The organism is Streptomyces sp. NPDC050534, from assembly GCF_044457745.1.
Lineage (GTDB): Bacteria > Actinomycetota > Actinomycetes > Streptomycetales > Streptomycetaceae > Streptomyces.
On sequence record NZ_JBITHF010000017.1, the window covers coordinates 182936 to 201616 of the forward strand.

Genomic DNA, 18681 nt, shown 5'->3' on the forward strand with positions numbered 1-18681 from the left:
TCAGCCCTTGTACGCCTTGGCCGCGGCGGCCTCGAGCTGCGCCGCGGTCTTCTTCGGGTTCGACGGGTCACGCAGGAAGTCCTGGAGCAGCTTCCACTCGCCGGCACCCTTCGTCCCGCCGAACGCCGCCGGCGCCTGGTCCGACATGTCGAAGCGGACCGAATCCCCGGCTCCGACAAGGGACTTGGCGGTCGCGCGGGTGACGTCGTCGCCGTACTCGCCGAAATCGAGCTTCTTGTTCGGGGACAGGAAGCCGCCGGCCTTCGCCCACACGGCCGCGGCCTCGGGGGTCGCCAGGTACTCCAGGAGCTTCATGCCGGCCTTGGAGTTCTTGCCGTCCTTCAGCACGACGGCCGCGTCACCGCCGCTGACCACCGGCGCCTTGCCCCCGTCGACCGCGGGGAAGGGGAAGAAGTTCGCGTCCTTGCCGATCGTTCTGCCGAACTGGTCCTTGGCGACCCCGGCGACGAAGTCGCCCTCGTAGACCATGCCGGCCTCGGGCTTGGGCCCGAACACCTTCTCCACCGAGCCGGGGAAGTCGGTGTTGAGGGCCTCCTTCTGGCCGCCGGCGATGAGCTGCTTGTCCTTGAAGAGCTTGCCGAGCGTGCCCAGCGCCTTGACCACCGACGCGTCGGTCCACTTCAGCTTGTGGGCGGCCAGGGCGTCGTACTTCTCGGGGCCGGCCTGCGAGAGGTAGATGTTCTCGAACCAGTCGGTGAGCGTCCAGCCGTCCTGCCCGGCGACCGAGAAGGCGGCGAGTCCGGAGTCGGAGACGGTGTGCCCGGCCTTCAGCATCGCGTCGTACGTCGTCGGCGGCTTGACGCCGGCCTGGTCGAGGGCGTCGGGGCTGTACCAGACCGTCGACTTGTGGGCGGCCTTGAAGTACAGCCCGTACAGCTTGCCGCCGACGCTGCCGTACTTCTTCCAGACGGACGCGTATCCGGCGTCCACCGACTTCTCGGCGGTCGGCGACAGGGGCGTCAGCCAGCCCTTCTGCGCGAACTGCTGGAGCACGCCGACCTGCGGGACCATCACCACGTCGGGCGCGTTGCCGCCCTCGATCTTGCTGCCGACGACGGTGGAGACGTTGTCGCCGGTGGACGTGAACTGCGTCTTGGCGCCGGTCTTCGCGGTGAACGCGTCCAGCACCTTCTGGAAGTTCTTCTGCTCGCTGCCGGACCAGACGCCGGCCACGTTGACCGTCTGGCCGCTGAGCGCCTTGTCGCCGCCGCCGGCGGAGACCGGGCCGCCGCCTCCGCACGCGGTGGCGCCGAGCGCCAGGGCGAGGGCGGTGCAACCGGTGAGCAGGGTCGTGCGTCGTCGCATCATCGTTGATGTCCCTTCGAGGGGTGGGAAGTTGACGAGAAATCAGCAGCCGCCGCGGGATGCGGCGGTGGTCAGAGGTCGCTCAGCCACCAGGCCGCCGTCGAGCCGGGCAGCACCCCGGGCGGGCAGGGGCCGCTGGACAGCAGCGGGGTGCCGGAGACGGGCGCGGGCGTGGGCGCCGTACCGAAGTTGACGGCGCAGACCAGTCCGTCGCCGCGGACGAAGCCGAGGACGCCGGGCGGGGTGTCCAGCCAGTCGAGCCGGCCCTCACCCAACTGCGGCAGCGCCGAGCGCAGTTGGAGGCCGTCGCGGTACAGGTGCCAGAAGGAGCGGGTGTCGGCGAGGGCGCGGTCGGTGGCGTACTCGGCGAAGTAGGACGGCTGCGGCAGCCAGGGCCGCGCGCTCTCGGCGCCGGAGGTGAAGCCGAACGGCGATGCCTGCCCGGACCACGGCAGCGGCACCCGGCAGCCGTCGCGGATCCGCGCCCGGCTTCCGGTGCGGCGGAAGATCGGGTCGGTGAGCACGTCGTCGGGCAGGTCGACGACCTCGGGCAGGCCCAGCTCCTCGCCCTGGTAGATGTACGCGGCTCCGGGCAGCGCCAGCATCAGCAGCGCGGCGGCCCGGGCGCGGGCGGCGCCGAGGGGCGCGGGCCCCAGGCCGCTGCCCTCGGTGGCGGGTTCGCCGTAGCGGGTGACGGTGCGGACCTGGTCGTGGTTGTTGAGCACCCAGGTGACCGTGGAGCCGGTGCCGGCGATGTCCTGCATGGCCTCGGATATGACCTTGCGGAAGGCGTCGGCGCTCCAGGGGGCGCTGAGCAGATCGAAGAAGAAGGCCTGGTGCAGTTCGTCCGGCCGTACGTACCGGGCGTGTTCGCGGGCGGTCGGCACGGACACCTCGCCGACCAGCAGCCGCTCGCGGCCGTCGTGCGCGGTGTACTCCTCGCACACCGCCCGCCAGTGGCGCCACACGTCGTGCACCTCGGGCTGGTTCCAGGCGAGCGGGTTGACCGAGTCACGGGTGCGGGCGTCGGCCTCGGGGTCGTCCGAGTCGGGCAGTTCGGGGTGCTTGAAGAGGCCGGCCGCGACGTCGATGCGGAAGCCGTCGATGCCCCGGTCGAGCCAGAAGCGGAGCACCCGGTCGAACTCGGCGCCGACCTCGGGGGTGCGCCAGTTCCAGTCTGGCTGTTCGGGCGCGAACATGTGCAGGTACCACTGGCCGGGGCTGCCGTCCGGCTCGGTGACCCGGCTCCAGGCCGGTCCGCCGAACATGGAGTGCCAGTTGTTGGGCGGCTCGGCGCCTTCGGGGCCGCGTCCGTCGGCGAAGTGGAAGCGGGCGCGGGCCGCGCTGCCGGGCGCCGAGGCGAGCGCCTCCTGGAACCACGGGTGCTCGCTGGAGCAGTGGTTGGGCACGACGTCGAGCAGCACCTTGACGCCGAGCCGCCGGGCGGCCGCCATCAGCAGGTCGAACTCGGCGAGATCGCCGAAGAGCGGGTCGACGTCGCAGTAGTCGGCCACGTCGTAGCCGTGGTCGTGCTGGGGCGAGGGGTAGAAGGGGCTCAGCCAGATCCCGTCCACGCCCAGCTTCTTCAGATACGGCAGCCCGGCCCGGACCCCGGCCAGATCGCCGATGCCGTCGCCGGTGCTGTCCAGGAAGCTCCGGACGTACACCTGGTAGATCACTGCGTCGCGCCACCAACGGCACTTACTCAACATGCATGCATGTTAGGTAGGCGTGTCTCACAGGTGTCAATGAAAAGAATGGATGCTACTGGTGAGTTGGCATTCCAAATACGGACTTACCGGGGCAGAACCGCGCCAGATGAGATGTCCGCGTTACATAACAAGTAACTAGGAGGGGCGCGGGAGAGTCACCGGCCGGGGATCGCGGCGAGTTCCCGCGCCAGTCGCCGTACGGCCGCCGCGGGCGTCTCGTGCCCGGTCATCGCGTCCTGCACGACCGCCTGCACCACCAGGCTGACCTGGCCGTAGCGCGGGCTCTGGGGGCGCGGCGCGGCCGAGCGCACACTCTCGCGCAGGGTCGGCAGATAGGGGAACTGCCGTACCAGATCGGGGTCCTGGTACAGCGCGGCCCGTACGGGCGGCAGTGCGCCGCGGGTGAGGACCTGGCGCTGGACCGGCGCGCTCGTGAGGTACGCGATCAGGCGCGCGGCCGAATCGGGGTGCCGGGCATGGGTGTTGACGGCCAGGTTGGAGCCGCCGAGGACGCTCCTGCCGGGCCCGTCAGGGCCGGGCAGCGGCACGGCGCCGATCTTGCCGGCGACCGGGGAGCCCTTGGCCGAGGAAACGACGTAGGCGTAGGGCCAGTTGCGCAGGAAGAGCAGCTTTCCGTCCCGGAAGGCCTGCTTGGACTCCTCCTCCTTGTACGTCAGCGCCTTCTTCGGGATCCAGCCCTCGCGCACGCCCCGGGCGAGGAAGCCGATGCCCTCGCGGGCGGCGGCGGAGTTCACGGTCACCCGTGCGCCCTCGTCGCCGAGGATGCTGCCGCCGGCCGAGTAGACGGCCTCGGCGGCATTGACGGTGAGGCCCTCGTAGGGCAGGAACTGGCCCGCGTAGCCGTCGAGTCCGTACTTCGGCGCGATGGTCCTCGCGTCCCGCTCCAGCTCGGCCCAGGTGCGGGGCGGCGGGACGCCCTCCTTGGCGAGAACGTCCTTGCGGTAGAGGAGCAGACCCGCGTTGGTGACGTAGGGGACGGCGTACAGGCGGCCGTCGTACTCCGCGGTCTTGACGACCGGCTTGAGGAAGGTCCCCAGCGGGAACCGGCCGCGGGGCAGCGGGCGGATCCAGCCCGCCGCCGCGAACTCCGAGGTCCAGCTGACGTCGATGTTGAGGACGTCGAACCGGCTGCGGTCCCCGCCGCGCAGGTCGGTGGCCATCTGGGCGTGCGTCTCGTCGGCGGAGTCCGGCAGCTCGACCAGGGTGACCTTCTCGCCGGGATGGGTACGGTTCCAGCCCTCGAGGAGGGGGCCGAGATAGTCGGTGAGGTCCCCTGCGGTGGCGAGCGTCAGGGGTCCGCGGCCGTCCGCCGGGCCCTCGCCGGCATGGGCGCCGGAGGCGATGTAACCGGTCATGACCACGACGAGAACAAGAAGACCCCTACCGGCGGCGTGTATCCACCGCATAGGTTCCTCCTTGCACACCGGCCCCGGGCGCCTTCGCCCGGAGTCAGAGGCCATGTATACCTGTTAGGTATGGGCGATACTAGGGCCTGGCGGCAATCTCCCGTCGTCCGTCCGAAGGATAGGCGGCAGGCCCTAGGGGCCTGGAGCACATTGGGCAGAGTAGGAGGACAGCACGCGTGCGCCTGCCCCTCCTGGCTCTTCTAGCGCGCGGTCCGGCGCACGGCTACGAGCTCAAGCAGGGCCTTGAGCAACTGCTGGGCTCCGCGTACCCTCAGCCGAACGTCGGCCAGATCTACGTGACCCTCGGCCGCCTCGAGAAGCAGGGGCTGATCGAGGGCGAGGACGTCGAGCAGTCGAGCCGGCCCAACAAAAAGGTCTACCACCTCACCGAATCCGGGCGTGACGCGCTGCGCGCCTGGTTCGAGGAGCCCGAGGACGAGCCGCGGGTGCGGGACGAGTTCTTCATGAAGCTGGCGCTCGCTCCGCAGACGGGTCTCGCCGACCAGATCGCCCTCATCAACCAACAGCGGCGGCAGTACCTCAACACCATGCGCAACCTGTCGAAACTGGCCGCCGCCGAGAACCGGGACAACCGCGTCGCGCAGCTGCTGATAGAGGGCGCGATGCTGCACCTCCAGGCCGACCTCGACTGGCTGGAGCGGTGCCAGGAAGAGCTGGAGGAGCTGGAGTGAGCGACAGTCCCGCTCCCGTGCTGCAGGCCGAGGGCCTGGTCAGGACGCATTACGGCGAGGGCGCGCCGGCGTATGCCGTGCGCGGTGTCGATCTCTGCGTACGGCAGGGCGAGTTCGTGGCCGTCACCGGCCCGTCCGGTGCCGGCAAGTCGACGCTGCTGCACCTGCTGGGCGGGCTCCAGCGGCCGGACGCCGGCAGCATCCGGCTGGACGGCGCGCTCACCGACGCCTGGAGCGAGGCCCGCTGGGCGGTGGAGCGCAGGAAGCGCATCGGGATCGTCTTCCAGTTCTTCAACCTGGTCTCCAGCCTCTCGGTCGCCGACAACGTGGAGCTGCCCGCGCTGCTCGCCGGGGTGGCGCCCCGGCAGGCGCGCGCCGGGCGGGAGGAGCTGCTCGCCGAGCTGGGACTCGCGGGCAAGGAGCGGAGCATGCCGGGCGAGCTGTCCGGCGGTGAGCAGCAGCGGGTCGCGCTGGCCCGGGCGCTGGTCAACCATCCGCCGCTGCTGCTGGCCGACGAACCCGCGGGCAGCCTGGACAGCAAGGGCACCCGCGAGGTGATGCGGCTGCTGTCCCGCTTCCACCAACGTGGCCAGACGATCGTGCTGGTCACCCATGACGCCCGGCTGGCGAGCGCCGCGGACCGGGTGATCAGCTTCTTCGACGGGCGCATAGCCGACGACGCCGAACTGGACGGCAGGCCGACCCGCGGAACCGGGATATCGGGCGTGCTGGAGCTCAAGGACTGACATGCGGGTGTACGACAACCCCCGGAAGGGCTGAGGCTCCGTGCGAGCGACGTTGCGCTGGGCGCACTCCGATCTGCGGACGCACCGCGGCGAGGCGCTGTTCCTCGTCCTCGCCACCGCGGGGATCGTGGCGTCGCTGCTGCTGGCGACGGCGCTGTTCGGGTACGCCACCAATCCCTGGCAGCGGATCTTCACGCAGGAGCGCGGCGCGCAGGACGTGTGGATCCACACGTCCGTGGCCGCCCCGGTGAGCAGGCTGGCGGACCTGGACGGCGTCGACTCCGTCGCCGGCCCCTACGCCACCGCGTCCACCACGCTCGCCTCCCGCGGCGCCCGTGCCTCGGTGGAACTGCGCGCCACGCCCGAGCGTTCGTCCGTCGGCCGCCCGCTGCTCACCTCCGGCCACTGGCTGGACTCCGCCGACCCCGGCGGCGTGGTCCTGGAGAGCCGCCTCGCCCGCGCCCTGCTGGCCGAACCCGGCGACACGCTCACCCTGCCGGGCACGGCGCGGACGGTGACCGTCGCCGGCGTGGCCGACAGCGCCGAGCCGCGCTACCGGGCCGGCGAGCAGCCGGGGCTCGTCTGGGCGCTCCCGTCCGCCGTCTCCCACCCGACCGGCCAGGTCATCGGCCTGCGCCTGGCCAACCCCGACGACACCGGCTACGCCGTCCAGCGCGCCGTCACCGTCCTCGGCGCCGGCGCCATCGGCGAGGTCTCCACCTGGCAGCAGGCCCGGGCCGAGGCACAGGGCGACAACCGGCTGCTCGGCCAGGTGCTCGGCCTGTTCGGGCTGGGCGCCCTGGTCGCGGCCGGGCTCGCCGTGCACGGTGCGATCGCCACCCGTATCCGCGGCCACCTGCGGGACATCTCGGTCCTGAAGGCGATCGGCTTCACGCCGGGCCAGGTCGTCCGCGTCTTCCTCTTCCAGCACATCGCCTACGCCGTCCTGGGCGCCGCCGGGGCGGCGGCGCTCACCCAGGCCCTGGGCAGCCGCTTCCCCGGCCGCCTCGGCGACGCCCTCGGCGTATGGCAGGGTCTGCCCGGCCACACGGTGGCCCTCTTCGTGATCCCCGTCGGCGCCGTCCTCTTCATCGGCGCGACGACGGGCCTCGCGGCCTGGCGCGCGGGGCGGGTTCCGCCGGTACCGGTGACTCGGGCCGCGGCCGCCGGGGGTGGCGGGCTGCCGGGGGTCGCGCGGCGGGCGTTCGGCTCCCGGCCTGCGGTGCCGGAGGCGGGGACACCCGGTCCCCGATCCGCTTCCGCGGGCAGGGACGGGCTGCCCGGCGCTGCCCGGCGCACGCCCGGCTCCGGGTCCACGGCTGCGCAGAGCAGCGGGCCGCCGGGAACGACCAGGCGGTTGCCCGTTCCACGGCGTGACGCCGCGGACGACGGCCGGACGCCGGAGACGGCGGAGCGGCCCACCGGCTCTCGGGCCGCGGCCGGCGGCGGACCGCGGGGGATCGTGGGACGCATCCTCGGCGCCCGGCCGGCCCCGAAGGCGGATCGCACGCCGCCGGCCGCGGCACGACGCGCACCCGGCCCCGCCGCCGGCCGGCTCTCCGTCATGGCGCGGCGAGCGCTCGGGCTCGGCGTGCCGCCCGCGCTCGTTCTGGGCTGGCACACGACCTCCGTCAGGCGGCTGCGGTCGCTGGCGACCGTGGCACGGCTGGCGCTGCCGCTGCTGCTGATCGTCGTGGCGATGAGCGCCTGGACGACCATCGACCGGTTCCACAGCAGTCCCGAGCGGATCGGCCTGCCGGCCGCGCTCACGGTCCACGCCGACACCGACACCGGCCTCGGCGACCGCGCGACCCGCGTCCTGCTGGAACGCGATCCGCAGGTCGCCGCCGCCTACCCCGGCGTCGAGGTGGCCGCCCTGGTCCCCGGCCAGACGGCCACGATCGCGCTGCGCGGCCTGGGCACCCACCGAAACCCGTACCCGTACACCCTGGCCGAGGGCCGCCCCGCGCGCGCCGACGACGAGGCCGTGGCCGGGCAGGGCCTCCTCGATCTGCTGGACGTCCGGGTCGGCGACTGGGTGCGGATGACGGTCGGCGACGAGCCGCAGATCCTGCACATCGTGGGCCGCAGCATCGAGCCGGAGAACGCCGGCCGGGTCATCTCCACCTCGCTGGACACCCTGCGCGAGAACGACCCGCACCTCACCCCGACCCTCTACCAGCTCCGGCTGCGCCCCGGAGCCGACCCGCACGAGGTCGCCGGCCGGCTCACCGCCGCCGGTCACGGGCATCTGGACGTGCACGCCGTGACCAATCCGGCCGACGGGCTCTCGCCCCTGCGCTCCGTGGTCGCCGGGCTGATCGTCGTCCTCGCCCTGATCGGCCTCATCGAGCTGCTCACGGCGATCGGCGGCACCGTCCGGGAGGGCGAACGCGACCTGCTCGCCCTCAAGGCCATCGGCCTGTCCCCACGCCAGATCACCGGGATCACCGTCACGGCCACCGGCTGCACCGCGCTGGTCGCCGTCCTCATCGGCACGGCCCTGGGCACACCCCTCGCGCACTGGCTGATCGACGCCCAGGGCAGATCGAGCGGCATCGGCGCGGGGATCGCGCAGAGTCCCCCGCCGGTCCTGCTGGTGCTGTTCGGTCTGGCGGCGGTGCTGGGCGCGGCCGCCCTGGCCGCCCTGCCCGCGGCCCGCGCGGCCCGGCGGCGCCTCGCGGACACCCTCGGCGCGGTGGCCTGACCCCGGTCAAGTCCCGTATGGATTACGTGCGTTGTACGGACCGCCGTAGGGATTCACCTGCGGGGCGTACGGCGGGGGCGGCGGTGTGATCGGCGGCGGTACGGCCGGATGGGCCGCGAGCCGGATGCCGTGGCGCCGGCTGAGTCTGCGCAGCTCCAGCAGGGCGATCGCGGTGACCGTCAGCGGTGCGCCCAGGATGAACACGATCCCCAGCGTGAGGCTCAGGCCGTGCAGATCCCCCGTGACGAGGTCCGGTACGGCCATCAGCCAGGTCGTCACCGTGGCGAGCAGCGGCGGCAGCCCGCGGTGCACGGCGGCGGTCCCGAAGAAGTTCCCGGTGAGCCTGACCGCGCCCGCGATCACGAAGACCGCCAGCCACAGCCCGGCGAGGCTCAGCACGAGTTTCGCCAGGATCCCGAAGACGTCGCCCAGCCGGAAGATCAGCACCGTCGTCAGGACCGAGCCGATGAAGAGCAGCAGCAGCTTGAACGCGTTGACGAGCGGCACCTTCAGCTGCCGCACGGTGCCGCCGCGCCGCCAGACGTAGAGCATCACCCCGACCGTCAGCGGGGTGACGAAGAACAGGACGGCGGACGCGGCGGACGCGGTGGCCGCGTTGTCCAGCATCTCGTCGAAGGCGAACCCGCCCTGGACGAAGGTGTAGACGCCGAGCGCCGCGACCGCGCCGGCGATGACCCGTATGCGCTTGAGCCGCTCCACCGAGGGGTCGACCGCCTCGGGGATCCACGCTGGATGGAACACCACCCTCGCCACGTGATGGGGCTTCAGAAACGTCCGGGCGGCCAGCCTCTCACTGAGCCAACTCCCTTGCCTGCTACTCACGTTGCACTCCCCCGAGCGGTCGTGTTCATGATCGCTCGGAGGAGTCTACGGGAAGCGGACGGCCGCGCGCCGTCCGCTTCCCCGTCTGCCGTGTCACGAACGGCCGCGCAGCTCCCGGTACTTGGCGACCAGCGCCGTGCTGGAGGAGTCCAGCCCCGGTACCTGCGCGCCCTCGGTCAGCGCGGGCTCGACCCGCTTCGCCAGCACCTTGCCGAGCTCGACGCCCCACTGATCGAAGGAGTCGATGTTCCACACCGCGCCCTGCACGAACACCTTGTGCTCGTAGAGGGCGATCAACTGGCCGAGCACGGACGGCGTCAGCTCGCGCGCGAGAATCGTCGTCGTCGGGTGGTTTCCCTTGAACGTCTTGTGCGGCACCAGTTCCTCCGCCACGCCCTCGGCCCGCACCTCGTCGGGCGTCTTGCCGAAGGCCAGCGCCTGCGTCTGGGCGAAGAAGTTGGCCATCAGCAGGTCGTGCTGGGCCTTCAGCGTCCCGCTCAGCTCGGCGACCGGCTCGGCGAACCCGATGAAGTCCGCCGGGATCAACTTGGTTCCCTGGTGGATGAGTTGGTAGTACGCGTGCTGACCGTTGGTGCCCGGCGTACCCCACACCACCGGCCCGGTCTGCCAGTCGACCTCACGCCCGTCACGGCCCACGTACTTGCCGTTGGACTCCATGTCGAGCTGCTGCAGATACGCCGTGAACTTCGACAGGTAGTGGCTGTACGGCAGCACCGCATGCGACTGGGCGTCGTGGAAGTTGCCGTACCAGATGCCCAGCAGACCCATCAGCAAGGGCACGTTGGACTCGGCCGGCGCGGTCCTGAAGTGCTCGTCGACCAGCCGGAACCCGTCGAGCATCTCGCGGAAGCGGTCCGGGCCGACGGCGATCATCAGCGACAGGCCGATCGCCGAGTCGAACGAGTACCGCCCGCCGACCCAGTCCCAGAACTCGAACATGTTGTCAGGGTCGATACCGAACTCCGTGACCTTGCCGGCGTTGGTCGACAGTGCCACGAAGTGCTTGGCGACGGCCTCCTGGCCGGCCTTCAGCTCACCGAGCAGCCACTCGCGCGCCGACGTGGCGTTGGTGATCGTCTCGATGGTGGTGAAGGTCTTGGAGGCGATGATGAACAGCGTCTCCGCCGCGTCCAGGTCGCGGGTGGCCTCGTGCAGGTCGGCGCCGTCGACGTTCGACACGAAGCGGACCGTGAGGCCGCGGTCGGAGTAGCTGCGCAGCACCTCGTAGGCCATCGCCGGGCCCAGGTCCGAGCCGCCGATGCCGATGTTGACGACGTTCCTGATGCGCTTGCCGGTGTGGCCGGTCCAGGCGCCGGAGCGGACCCGGTCGGCGAAGTCGCTCATCTTGTCCAGTACGGCGTGCACCTGGGGCACGACGTTCTCCCCGTCGACCTCGATCACCGCGTCCCGGGGCGCCCGCAGCGCGGTGTGCAGCACGGCGCGGTCCTCGGTCGTGTTGATCTTCTCGCCGCGGAACATGGCGTCCCTGAGGCCGAAGACATCCGTGGCCGCGGCCAGCTCGCGCAGCAGCCGCAGGGTCTCGTCGGTGACGAGGTGCTTGGAGTAGTCGACGTACAGGTCGCCCACCTGCAGCGTGCAGCCGGAGCCGCGGCCCGGGGCGGCGGCGAAGAGCTCCCGCAGATGGGCGCCGGCGAGTTCCTCACGGTGCTTGGCCAGCGCGGTCCACTCGGGCGTCTGGTTGAGCCTGGTACGGCCGTCTGCGTTCATGTCCGACTTCCGCCTTCTTTCGTCCCTGTCCCAGCGATTCCAACCTAATTGATCAGCACGGGACGTGAGCCGTCATGGCGTCGTCGTCCGGCACAACAACAGGTACGTTCCGCTGACGGCCAGGTGTCGGTGCGAAGGCGGGCAGGTAGCAGTGCGAAGGCGGGCAGGACAGCTCCGGCCAGGCACTCCTGGGTGCCCGGCCGGCTTTCAAGTCCTAGATCTCGCCCCGCAGTTTGGCGAGCGCCTCGGCGAGGATGGCCTCGCCGTCCGCGTCGCTGCGCCGCTCCCTGACGTACGCGAGGTGCGTCTTGTAGGGCTCGGTGCGCGGCGGGTCCGGCGGGTTGTCCCGGTCCTGTCCGGCGGGGAAGCCGCAGCGCGGGCAGTCCCAGGTCTCGGGAACCTGCGCGTCGCTGGCGAAGCTGGGCTGCGTCTCGTGCCCGTTCGAGCACCAGAAGGAGATGCGCAGACGCGGCGCGGACTCGCCGCGCTCGGCCTCGCCCATCGGCCCCGCCCCGACCCGGCTTCCTCGGATCGCGTTGCCACTTGCCACGGTCGTAACTCCCTGCGTGATGGTGCCGCGAAGCGAGTCGGCGTTTCGCTTCGTTGCGAGCGCCTCAGTCTACGTAAGGCCCAACGCACGTCCAGTGATTGGAGTTACAACCTCCGTACCCAGACGCAAGCCCCATGATAGGCCGCGCTCAGCTGCGCGTACCGAACATGGGGCCTTACGTGCGGAATGCAGGTGCTGTGTGTGTATTGCTGCTCAGCTGTTCGTCTTCATGATGATGCCGAGTACGACAATGCACGCGAACCACAGCAGACCGATCACCAGGGTGATGCGGTCCAGGTTCCGCTCGGCGACCGAGGAGCCGCCGACGGACGACTGCATGCCGCCACCGAACATGTCGGAGAGACCGCCGCCCTTCCCCTTGTGCATCAGCACCAGCAGCATCAGCAGCAGGCTGAAGACGATCAGGGCGATCGAGAACCCCAAAACCACGGCTGGACCAACTCTCTCGGATTCGGATGAACGACGGGGGCACAGCCACAGGGCTGTGCCCCCGCAAGGGTACGACGTATCGCCGCTACCGCATACTCCCAGCTCGTGTCACTGGTCGCGGAAGCGCACGATCTTGACGAACTCGTCCGCGTCCAGCGAGGCCCCGCCGACCAGGGCGCCGTCGATGTCGGCCTGGGCCATGATCTCGGCGACGTTGCCCGACTTCACGGAGCCGCCGTACTGGATGCGCACCTTGTCTGCCAGGTCCTGGTCGTACAACTCGGCGAGCTTGCCGCGGACGGCGGCGCAGACCTCCTGCGCGTCCTCAGCACCGCAGACCTTGCCGGTGCCGATGGCCCACACGGGCTCGTAGGCGATCACGACCGACTCGGCCTGCTCGGCCGGGAGGCCCTTCAGACCGCCCTCGACCTGGGCGAGCGTGTGCGCGACGTGGTTGCCCGCGTCCCGCACCTCGAGCTCCTCGCCGACGCACAGGATCGGGGTCAGACCGTGCCTGTAGGCGGCCTTGACCTTGGCGTTCACCTGCTCGTCGGACTCGTGGTGGTACTGCCGGCGCTCGGAGTGGCCGATCACCACGTACGTGCACTTCAGCTTGGACAGCATCGGGCCGGAGATCTCGCCGGTGTAGGCCCCGGAGTCGTGCGCCGAGATGTCCTGGGCGCCGTACTTGATCTTCAGCTTGTCGCCGTCGACCAGGGTCTGCACGGAGCGCAGGTCGGTGAAGGGCGGCAGGACGGCGACCTCGACGGCCTCGTAGTCCTTGTCCGCGAGGGCGAAGGCGAGCTTCTGGACGTGCGCGATGGCCTCGAGGTGGTTGAGGTTCATCTTCCAGTTGCCCGCCATGATCGGCGTGCGCGTACTCATGCGGTTCAGTCCTCCAGTGCGGCGAGGCCGGGGAGCGTCTTGCCCTCGAGGTATTCGAGGGAGGCGCCGCCGCCGGTCGAGATGTGGCCGAATGCGTTCTCGTCGAAGCCCAGGAGGCGGACGGCCGCGGCGGAGTCGCCGCCGCCGACGACCGTGAAGGCCGGGGAGTCGAGGAGGGCCTGGGCGACCGCCTTGGTGCCCTCGGCGAATTCGGGGTGTTCGAAGACGCCCATCGGGCCGTTCCAGAAGACGGTGGCGGCGTCGGTGATCTTCGAGGCGTACAGCTTGCCGGACGCCGGGCCGATGTCCAGGCCCATCCGGTCGGCGGGGATGGCGTCCGCGGCGACGGTGGTGGCGTCGGCCGGGGCCTTGGTCTTCAGGTCCGGGAACGCGGGGGCGACCACCGCGTCGACCGGCAGGACCAGCTCGACGCCGGTCTTCTCGGCCCGCTCGATGTACTCCAGGACCGCCGGGATCTGGTCCTCCTGGAGAAGGGAGGCGCCGACCTCGTGGCCCTTGGCCTTGAGGAAGGTGAAGGCCATGCCGCCGCCGATGAGGATGCGGTCGGCCTTGCCGAGCAGCTGGTCGATGACGGCGAGCTTGTCGGAGACCTTGGCGCCGCCGAGCACGACCACGTAGGGCCGCCGGACCTCGTCGGTGAGCTTCTTCAGGACGCCGACCTCGGTGGCGATGAGGTAGCCGGCGTAGTGCGGCAGACGGGCCGGCAGGTCGAACACGGAGGCGTGCTTGCGGTGCACCGCGCCGAAGCCGTCGCCGACGTAGACGTCCGCGAGGGCGGCGAGGCGGTCCGCGAACTCGGCGCGCTCGGTGTCGTCCTTGGAGGTCTCACCGGCGTTGAAGCGCAGGTTCTCGATGACCGCGACCTGGCCCGGCTGAAGGCCGTCCACCGCGTCGTGGGCGGCGGGGCCGACGGTGTCCTGGGCGAACGCCACGGGTGCGCCGAGGAGTTCACCGAGCCGCTCCGCGGCGGTCAGCAGCGAGAAGGCCGGGTCCGGGGCTCCCTTGGGGCGGCCGAGGTGCGAGGCGACGACGACCTTGGCGTCCGCCTCCACGAGGGCCTTGACGGTGGGCAGCACGGCGCGGATGCGGCCGTCGTCGGTGATGGTGGTGCCGTCCAGCGGCACGTTGAGGTCGGCGCGGACGAAGACCCGCTTGCCGGCCACTCCTTCGGCGAGGAGTTCGTCGATCGTCTTCATAAAGGGCTCCTGGTGAGGGTGCTCTGATCGTACGAGGGCTGTTCTGTACGTGAGTCAGGGCCCGGGCGGCGCGTCCCTGCGCCGCCCGAGCCCTGCGTTCACACCGAGTCGCCTGCTCCGTGGATCAGATCAGAGCTGGTTGCCGACGAAGACCGTGAGGTCGACGAGGCGGTTGGAGTAGCCCCACTCGTTGTCGTACCAGCCGAGGATCTTCACCGTCGTGCCCTCCTGGACCATGGTCAGGGAGGAGTCGAAGGTGCAGGACGACGGGTCGCTGACGATGTCCGAGGAGACGATCTGGTCCTCGGTGTAGGACAGGTAACCCTGCAGCTCGCCCTCGGACGCCTTCTTGAAGGCGGCGTTGACCTCGTCCTTGGTGACCTCGCGCGACAGTTCCACGACGAGGTCGGTGGCCGAGCCGGTCGGGACCGGGACGCGCATCGCGATGCCGTCCAGCTTGCCCTTGAGCTGCGGCAGGACCAGGGCGGTGGCCTTCGCGGCACCCGTCGTGGTCGGGATGATGTTCTCGGCGGCGGCACGGGCGCGGCGCAGGTCCTTGTGCGGGAAGTCCAGGATGCGCTGGTCGTTCGTGTACGCGTGCACCGTCGTCATCAGGCCCTTGACGATGCCGAAGTTCTCGTCGAGCACCTTCGCCATCGGCGCCACACAGTTGGTGGTGCAGGAGGCGTTGGAGATGACGTGGTGGTTCGCCGGGTCGTACTTGTCCTGGTTGACACCCATCACGATGGTGATGTCCTCGTCCTTGGCCGGGGCCGAGATGAGGACCTTCTTCGCGCCACCGGCGATGTGCTTCGCGGCGTCTTCCTTCTTGGTGAAGATGCCGGTCGACTCGATGACGATGTCGACGCCCAGCTCGCCCCACGGGATGTCGGCGGGGTTGCGCTCGGAGAGGACCTTGATGGTGTGACCGTCGACGGTGATCGTGTCGGCGGTGTGGGAGACCTCGTGCTTGAGGCGGCCCAGGATGGTGTCGTACTTCAGCAGATGCGCGGTGGTCGCTGTGTCACCCAGGTCGTTGACAGCCACGATCTCGATGTCTGCGCCCTGCTCCAGCAGCGCGCGGAAGTAGTTGCGACCGATACGACCGAAGCCGTTGATGCCTACGCGGATCGTCACGAACCGATCTCCTCGTTGGTACGCCGGCCATGCGATGCCGGCGAGCTCTGTTTGGGATGTCCCCGACCACCCCCGACCCTACCTCCCTGGGGCCTCCCCGGTGACATCGAGATGCCGCATACACGGGCAGGCGGTCCGTACCCGCCAGTAGGGGTACGGACCGCCCGCCCTTGAGAGCCGATCACTCCTTTTGACTACGGTGAGCTGGTCATCGTTGACCGGTGCGTTCACCCTTCGAGCGCGGCGAGTGCCTTCTTCACGAGGGTGTTGCGGTCGGCCGCCGCGGTGAGGTGCTCGAGGCCGAAGCCCAGCAGCACGGTCCGGTCGGTGGTGACGGCTCCGTACGTCTTGAACAGCGTGCCCGTGCGCGCCCAGTCCTTGAGGACGGCCGGGCTGCCCGGAGGCGGTCCGGGCACGCTCCAGGCGCCGAGCGAGGTCTCGAAGCCCTCGGTCTGCGTCGCCGTGCCGTTCAGGACGAGCGAGGCCTCGTCGGCCAGGACGCCGTGCCCGCCGCTGCCCGGGTCGGTGACGTAGGCGATCGTCACCTCGACGGACCGGCCGGCGTAGGCGCTCAGGTCGTAGTTGACCTGCTGCCAGCCGTTGGAGGCGCCGGTGAGGCTGTTCCACGTGCCGCTGGTGCCGGTCGCGGTGCAGCCTGCGGGGCTGACGGTGAGGTAGTGCTTGAGCCACGGGTGCTCGTTCACCAGGAAGCCCGCCTCGCACTCCGAGGGGACCTTCTGGCTGCTCGCGCCGCCCTTCTCCGGGAGCGTCGTCCAGTCGTCGCCGCCGGTCGTGCGGGCCTCGACGATGACGTGGTCGTAGCCGGGCTCGGTGTCCCACAGCAGCCGGCTGCGCAGGGTGGGCTGGTCGGCCGCCGTGATGCCGGTGAGGTCGACGGTGCGGGTGAGGCGCTTGTAGGAGTCGTCGGTGTGCACGGCGGCCGCCATGTAGGAGCCCGCGTACGGCCCGTACGGGTTGACGGTCCCGGCGAACTGGCCCGCGCCCGCGCTCGCGAACTGCGGGTACGTGGCGACGGGCAGTTCCTCGGAGGTGACCCCGTAGGTGCCCGCCTTGTCGAGCGGGTTGCCGGGCGCCGCGCCGAGTGCGCCGCCGGCGCCGGCGAGCTTGCCGGCGCCGGTGAAGCCGGTGGCCCCGGGTGTCGACGTACGCGAATAGGCGCCCAGGTAGTACTGGCTGAAGTCGTTCGACAGGGTGCCGCCGCCGAGGTCGACGTTGCCGCCGGCCTGTTCGCCCGCCTCGATCAGCTTGCCGCCCTCGTTCAGGTAGGCGCGCAGCTGGAGTTGGGTGGCGTTGCCCGGGACGCTCGCGCCCGTGTAGTGGACGACGGTCCTGAAGTGCTTCAGCACGCCGAGTGCGTCGGGCGCGCCCTGGGTGGCCACGTCCCAGACGATCGCCCTGCGGCCGTTGGCCTTCAGCGCGTCCACGTACGTCTGCGCCTGCGTGGCGGCCGCGCCCTCCTCCGCGACGACCAGGGTGTCGGCTCTGGGCCGCCGCGCGACGGTGTAGGTGAAGTGCTCGCCGGAGACCTTCTTGCCGCCCCTGGCCTCGCCGGTGGACCACACCTCGACCATGTCGCCCGGGTCGCCGTCCCTGACCTTGGCCCGGTACTCGTCGAAGTGCAGGTTGTCGTCACCGCCGTAGGTCTCGCCGCCCTTCCAGGCACGCAGCGGCGTGTCGTGCGTACGGCCGCCGTTCACGCGGTACTTGAGCTCCTTGTCGCGGATCGCCTTGCGTACGACGACGGAGACCTCCTGGTCGGCGCCGCGGGAGTACGACGTTGCGAACTCGGCCGGGGTGAAGTCGGCCGCGGTCAGGCCCAGTGACGAGGACGGCCTGTCGGGGTGCGGAGCGGTCTCTGCGACCGACAGCGCGAACGGGATGTTCTTCTCGAACTCCTGCTGGATCAGGTGCTCGTCGTCCGGGAAGTTGAAGACCGAGCGGCAGTCGGCCGCGTTCCACCGGTCGTTCGGGTCCGCGTTCGAGGCGGTCTGGCAGGTCGACATCTCGGGGGTGAACATCGACATGCCGTTGACGTTCGCCGCGTGGCCGTCCGCCTCGCCGTTGGTGGTGTACAGCTCCGAGGAGACCTGGGGGCGGTAGCCGGGTATCGCGGAGTTGTCCGGGCTGCCGGCCAGCGCCTTGTAGAGCACGTCGTCGGGCGTGGGCGTGGCGACCTGCCAGCCGACGCCGTAGAGCAACAGCTCGGCGGCGGAGTGGTAGTTGATGCCGTAGGAGAAGCCGATGCGCTTCTCGAAGGCGTCGAGCGCCTTGGTCTCCGGTTCGGAGCCCGGGCTCGCGCCGCGGTAGGTCTCACTGGTGGGGTTGGGGGACGAACCCTCGTCGTCGTAACCCCACTTGTAGGCGAAGTTGCGGTTGAGGTCGACGCCGTCGCCGGTGGAGATGACACCGTCGCCGTTGACGTCCCGCAGGTTCTTCCGCCACAGGCGGGTGTCGTCGCTCTTGAACGTGTAGTCGTAGCCGTCCGGGTTCGCCGAGATCACGAACCACAGCTCGGTGGAGTCGACGATCTTCCTGACGCGCTTGTCGGTCTTGTAGTGGTCCAGGTAGTAGTGCATCAGCCGCCGGGTCATCTCCGGCGTGATCCACTCGCGCGCGTGCTGGTTGGACATGTAGAGGACGGAGGGCCTGGAGCCGTCCTTGGCCTTCTTGGCGTCCTTGGTCAGCTTGAGCGCGAGGATGTCCTGGCCGCCCACGGTCTTGCCGATGGACACGACCTTCGTGAGGCCGGGGTTCTCCTGCCCGGTCCGGACGATCTCCTCCTTGAGGCCACCGCTGCCGCTGTACGGCCGGAAGACGCCCTGGGCCGCGCCCTCGACCCGCGCCTCGGCCTTCGCCGACAGCGTGCGCTCGGTGAGGTCGACGCCCTGCTTCTCGAGTTTCCGGGCCTGCTGACGGGTGAGGTAGACCTCGACCGAGGCGGTGCCCTTCTCCGGGACCTGCTCGCCGAGTTCGTGACTGTCCTGTCCTGCCGCGAGCAGCAGAGGTACCTGCTTCGCGGTGACGTCGGCGCGGTAGACCTCGACCTCGTTGGGGTCGGAGCCCTGCGAACTTGCGTTCTGCGCCTGGGCGATGGGTGCGAGGCTCGCTCCGCCGATCAGGAGCGCGCCGACAGCGAGGATCGATCTCGCTCTGTGTCTCATGAACCCCCCTAGCAGTTGATCACCACTGCAGCGAACAGTTGCCAGGCTCATGACAGTT

The 18681-nt window shown here is 70.4% G+C and carries 14 protein-coding genes; 3 read left to right on the forward strand and 11 right to left on the reverse strand.

Annotated elements, in window-relative coordinates; all coding sequences use genetic code 11:
• The 3 genes from ACIBN2_RS40890 to ACIBN2_RS40900 all read right to left on the reverse strand — a co-directional run bounded on the left by ACIBN2_RS40890 (position 1) and on the right by ACIBN2_RS40900 (position 4465).
• Complete coding sequence (locus ACIBN2_RS40890; protein WP_399142490.1) at positions 1-1329, reverse strand: ABC transporter substrate-binding protein; 1329 nt, start codon at positions 1327-1329, stop codon at positions 1-3.
• 68 nt (positions 1330-1397) lie between these two features.
• Positions 1398-3038, reverse strand: a complete 1641-nt coding sequence (locus ACIBN2_RS40895) for an alpha-amylase family glycosyl hydrolase (RefSeq protein WP_399142492.1) — start codon at positions 3036-3038, stop codon at positions 1398-1400.
• 155 nt (positions 3039-3193) lie between these two features.
• The gene (locus ACIBN2_RS40900; protein ID WP_399142494.1) at positions 3194-4465 is read right to left on the reverse strand and encodes an ABC transporter substrate-binding protein; all 1272 of its coding nucleotides are present in this window, start codon (positions 4463-4465) and stop codon (positions 3194-3196) included.
• Between the two features lie 176 nt (positions 4466-4641).
• On the opposite strand from ACIBN2_RS40900, the gene ACIBN2_RS40905 reads away from it, so the two are divergent.
• The 3 genes from ACIBN2_RS40905 to ACIBN2_RS40915 are packed head-to-tail and all read left to right on the forward strand — an operon-like array spanning position 4642 to position 8610.
• Positions 4642-5157, forward strand: coding sequence for a PadR family transcriptional regulator (locus ACIBN2_RS40905; RefSeq protein ID WP_399142496.1), 516 nt, complete (start codon positions 4642-4644; stop codon positions 5155-5157).
• Complete coding sequence (locus tag ACIBN2_RS40910; RefSeq protein WP_399142498.1) at positions 5154-5903, forward strand: ABC transporter ATP-binding protein; 750 nt, start codon at positions 5154-5156, stop codon at positions 5901-5903. The genes ACIBN2_RS40905 and ACIBN2_RS40910 overlap by 4 nt, the downstream gene beginning before the upstream one ends.
• Positions 5904-5943: 40 nt before the next feature.
• A complete protein-coding gene (locus ACIBN2_RS40915; RefSeq protein ID WP_399142499.1) occupies positions 5944-8610 on the forward strand; it encodes an ABC transporter permease in 2667 nt (888 codons plus the stop codon).
• Positions 8611-8616: 6 nt separating this feature from the next.
• Here ACIBN2_RS40915 and ACIBN2_RS40920 read toward each other — a convergent pair whose 3' ends face one another.
• From ACIBN2_RS40920 to ACIBN2_RS40955, 8 genes are all read right to left on the reverse strand, one after another.
• On the reverse strand, positions 8617-9375 hold the full coding sequence (locus ACIBN2_RS40920; RefSeq protein ID WP_399142501.1) for a hypothetical protein: 759 nt from the start codon (positions 9373-9375) through the stop codon (positions 8617-8619).
• 171 nt (positions 9376-9546) lie between these two features.
• Entirely contained in the window at positions 9547-11202 is a 1656-nt protein-coding gene (pgi, locus tag ACIBN2_RS40925) for a glucose-6-phosphate isomerase (RefSeq protein ID WP_399142503.1), read from the reverse strand.
• A 214-nt stretch (positions 11203-11416) separates the two neighbouring features.
• Positions 11417-11752 (reverse strand): RNA polymerase-binding protein RbpA, encoded by a 336-nt coding sequence (locus ACIBN2_RS40930; RefSeq protein WP_003976875.1) that lies wholly within the window; start codon positions 11750-11752, stop codon positions 11417-11419.
• A gap of 213 nt (positions 11753-11965) precedes the next feature.
• On the reverse strand, positions 11966-12202 hold the full coding sequence (gene secG, locus ACIBN2_RS40935) for a preprotein translocase subunit SecG (RefSeq protein ID WP_108013541.1): 237 nt from the start codon (positions 12200-12202) through the stop codon (positions 11966-11968).
• A 108-nt stretch (positions 12203-12310) separates the two neighbouring features.
• The gene (gene tpiA, locus ACIBN2_RS40940) at positions 12311-13087 is read right to left on the reverse strand and encodes a triose-phosphate isomerase (protein WP_399142505.1); all 777 of its coding nucleotides are present in this window, start codon (positions 13085-13087) and stop codon (positions 12311-12313) included.
• A gap of 5 nt (positions 13088-13092) precedes the next feature.
• Positions 13093-14304, reverse strand: coding sequence for a phosphoglycerate kinase (locus ACIBN2_RS40945; protein WP_399142507.1), 1212 nt, complete (start codon positions 14302-14304; stop codon positions 13093-13095).
• Between the two features lie 129 nt (positions 14305-14433).
• Positions 14434-15441 carry a type I glyceraldehyde-3-phosphate dehydrogenase gene (gene gap, locus ACIBN2_RS40950; RefSeq protein WP_399142508.1) on the reverse strand — a complete coding sequence of 336 codons (1008 nt, stop codon included), beginning with the start codon at positions 15439-15441 and terminating at the stop codon, positions 14434-14436.
• A 227-nt stretch (positions 15442-15668) separates the two neighbouring features.
• On the reverse strand, positions 15669-18623 hold the full coding sequence (locus ACIBN2_RS40955) for a M14 family zinc carboxypeptidase (RefSeq protein ID WP_399142510.1): 2955 nt from the start codon (positions 18621-18623) through the stop codon (positions 15669-15671).
• Positions 18624-18681 lie beyond the last annotated feature (58 nt).

Coding starts and splice junctions, on each gene's coding strand:
- ACIBN2_RS40890 (WP_399142490.1), bottom strand. CDS start 1,329: ATGATGCGACGACGCACGACCCTGCTCACCGGTTGCACCGCCCTCGCC.
- ACIBN2_RS40895 (WP_399142492.1), bottom strand. CDS start 3,038: ATGTTGAGTAAGTGCCGTTGGTGGCGCGACGCAGTGATCTACCAGGTG.
- ACIBN2_RS40900 (WP_399142494.1), bottom strand. CDS start 4,465: ATGCGGTGGATACACGCCGCCGGTAGGGGTCTTCTTGTTCTCGTCGTG.
- pgi (WP_399142503.1), bottom strand. CDS start 11,202: ATGAACGCAGACGGCCGTACCAGGCTCAACCAGACGCCCGAGTGGACC.
- tpiA (WP_399142505.1), bottom strand. CDS start 13,087: ATGAGTACGCGCACGCCGATCATGGCGGGCAACTGGAAGATGAACCTC.
- ACIBN2_RS40945 (WP_399142507.1), bottom strand. CDS start 14,304: ATGAAGACGATCGACGAACTCCTCGCCGAAGGAGTGGCCGGCAAGCGG.
- ACIBN2_RS40955 (WP_399142510.1), bottom strand. CDS start 18,623: ATGAGACACAGAGCGAGATCGATCCTCGCTGTCGGCGCGCTCCTGATC.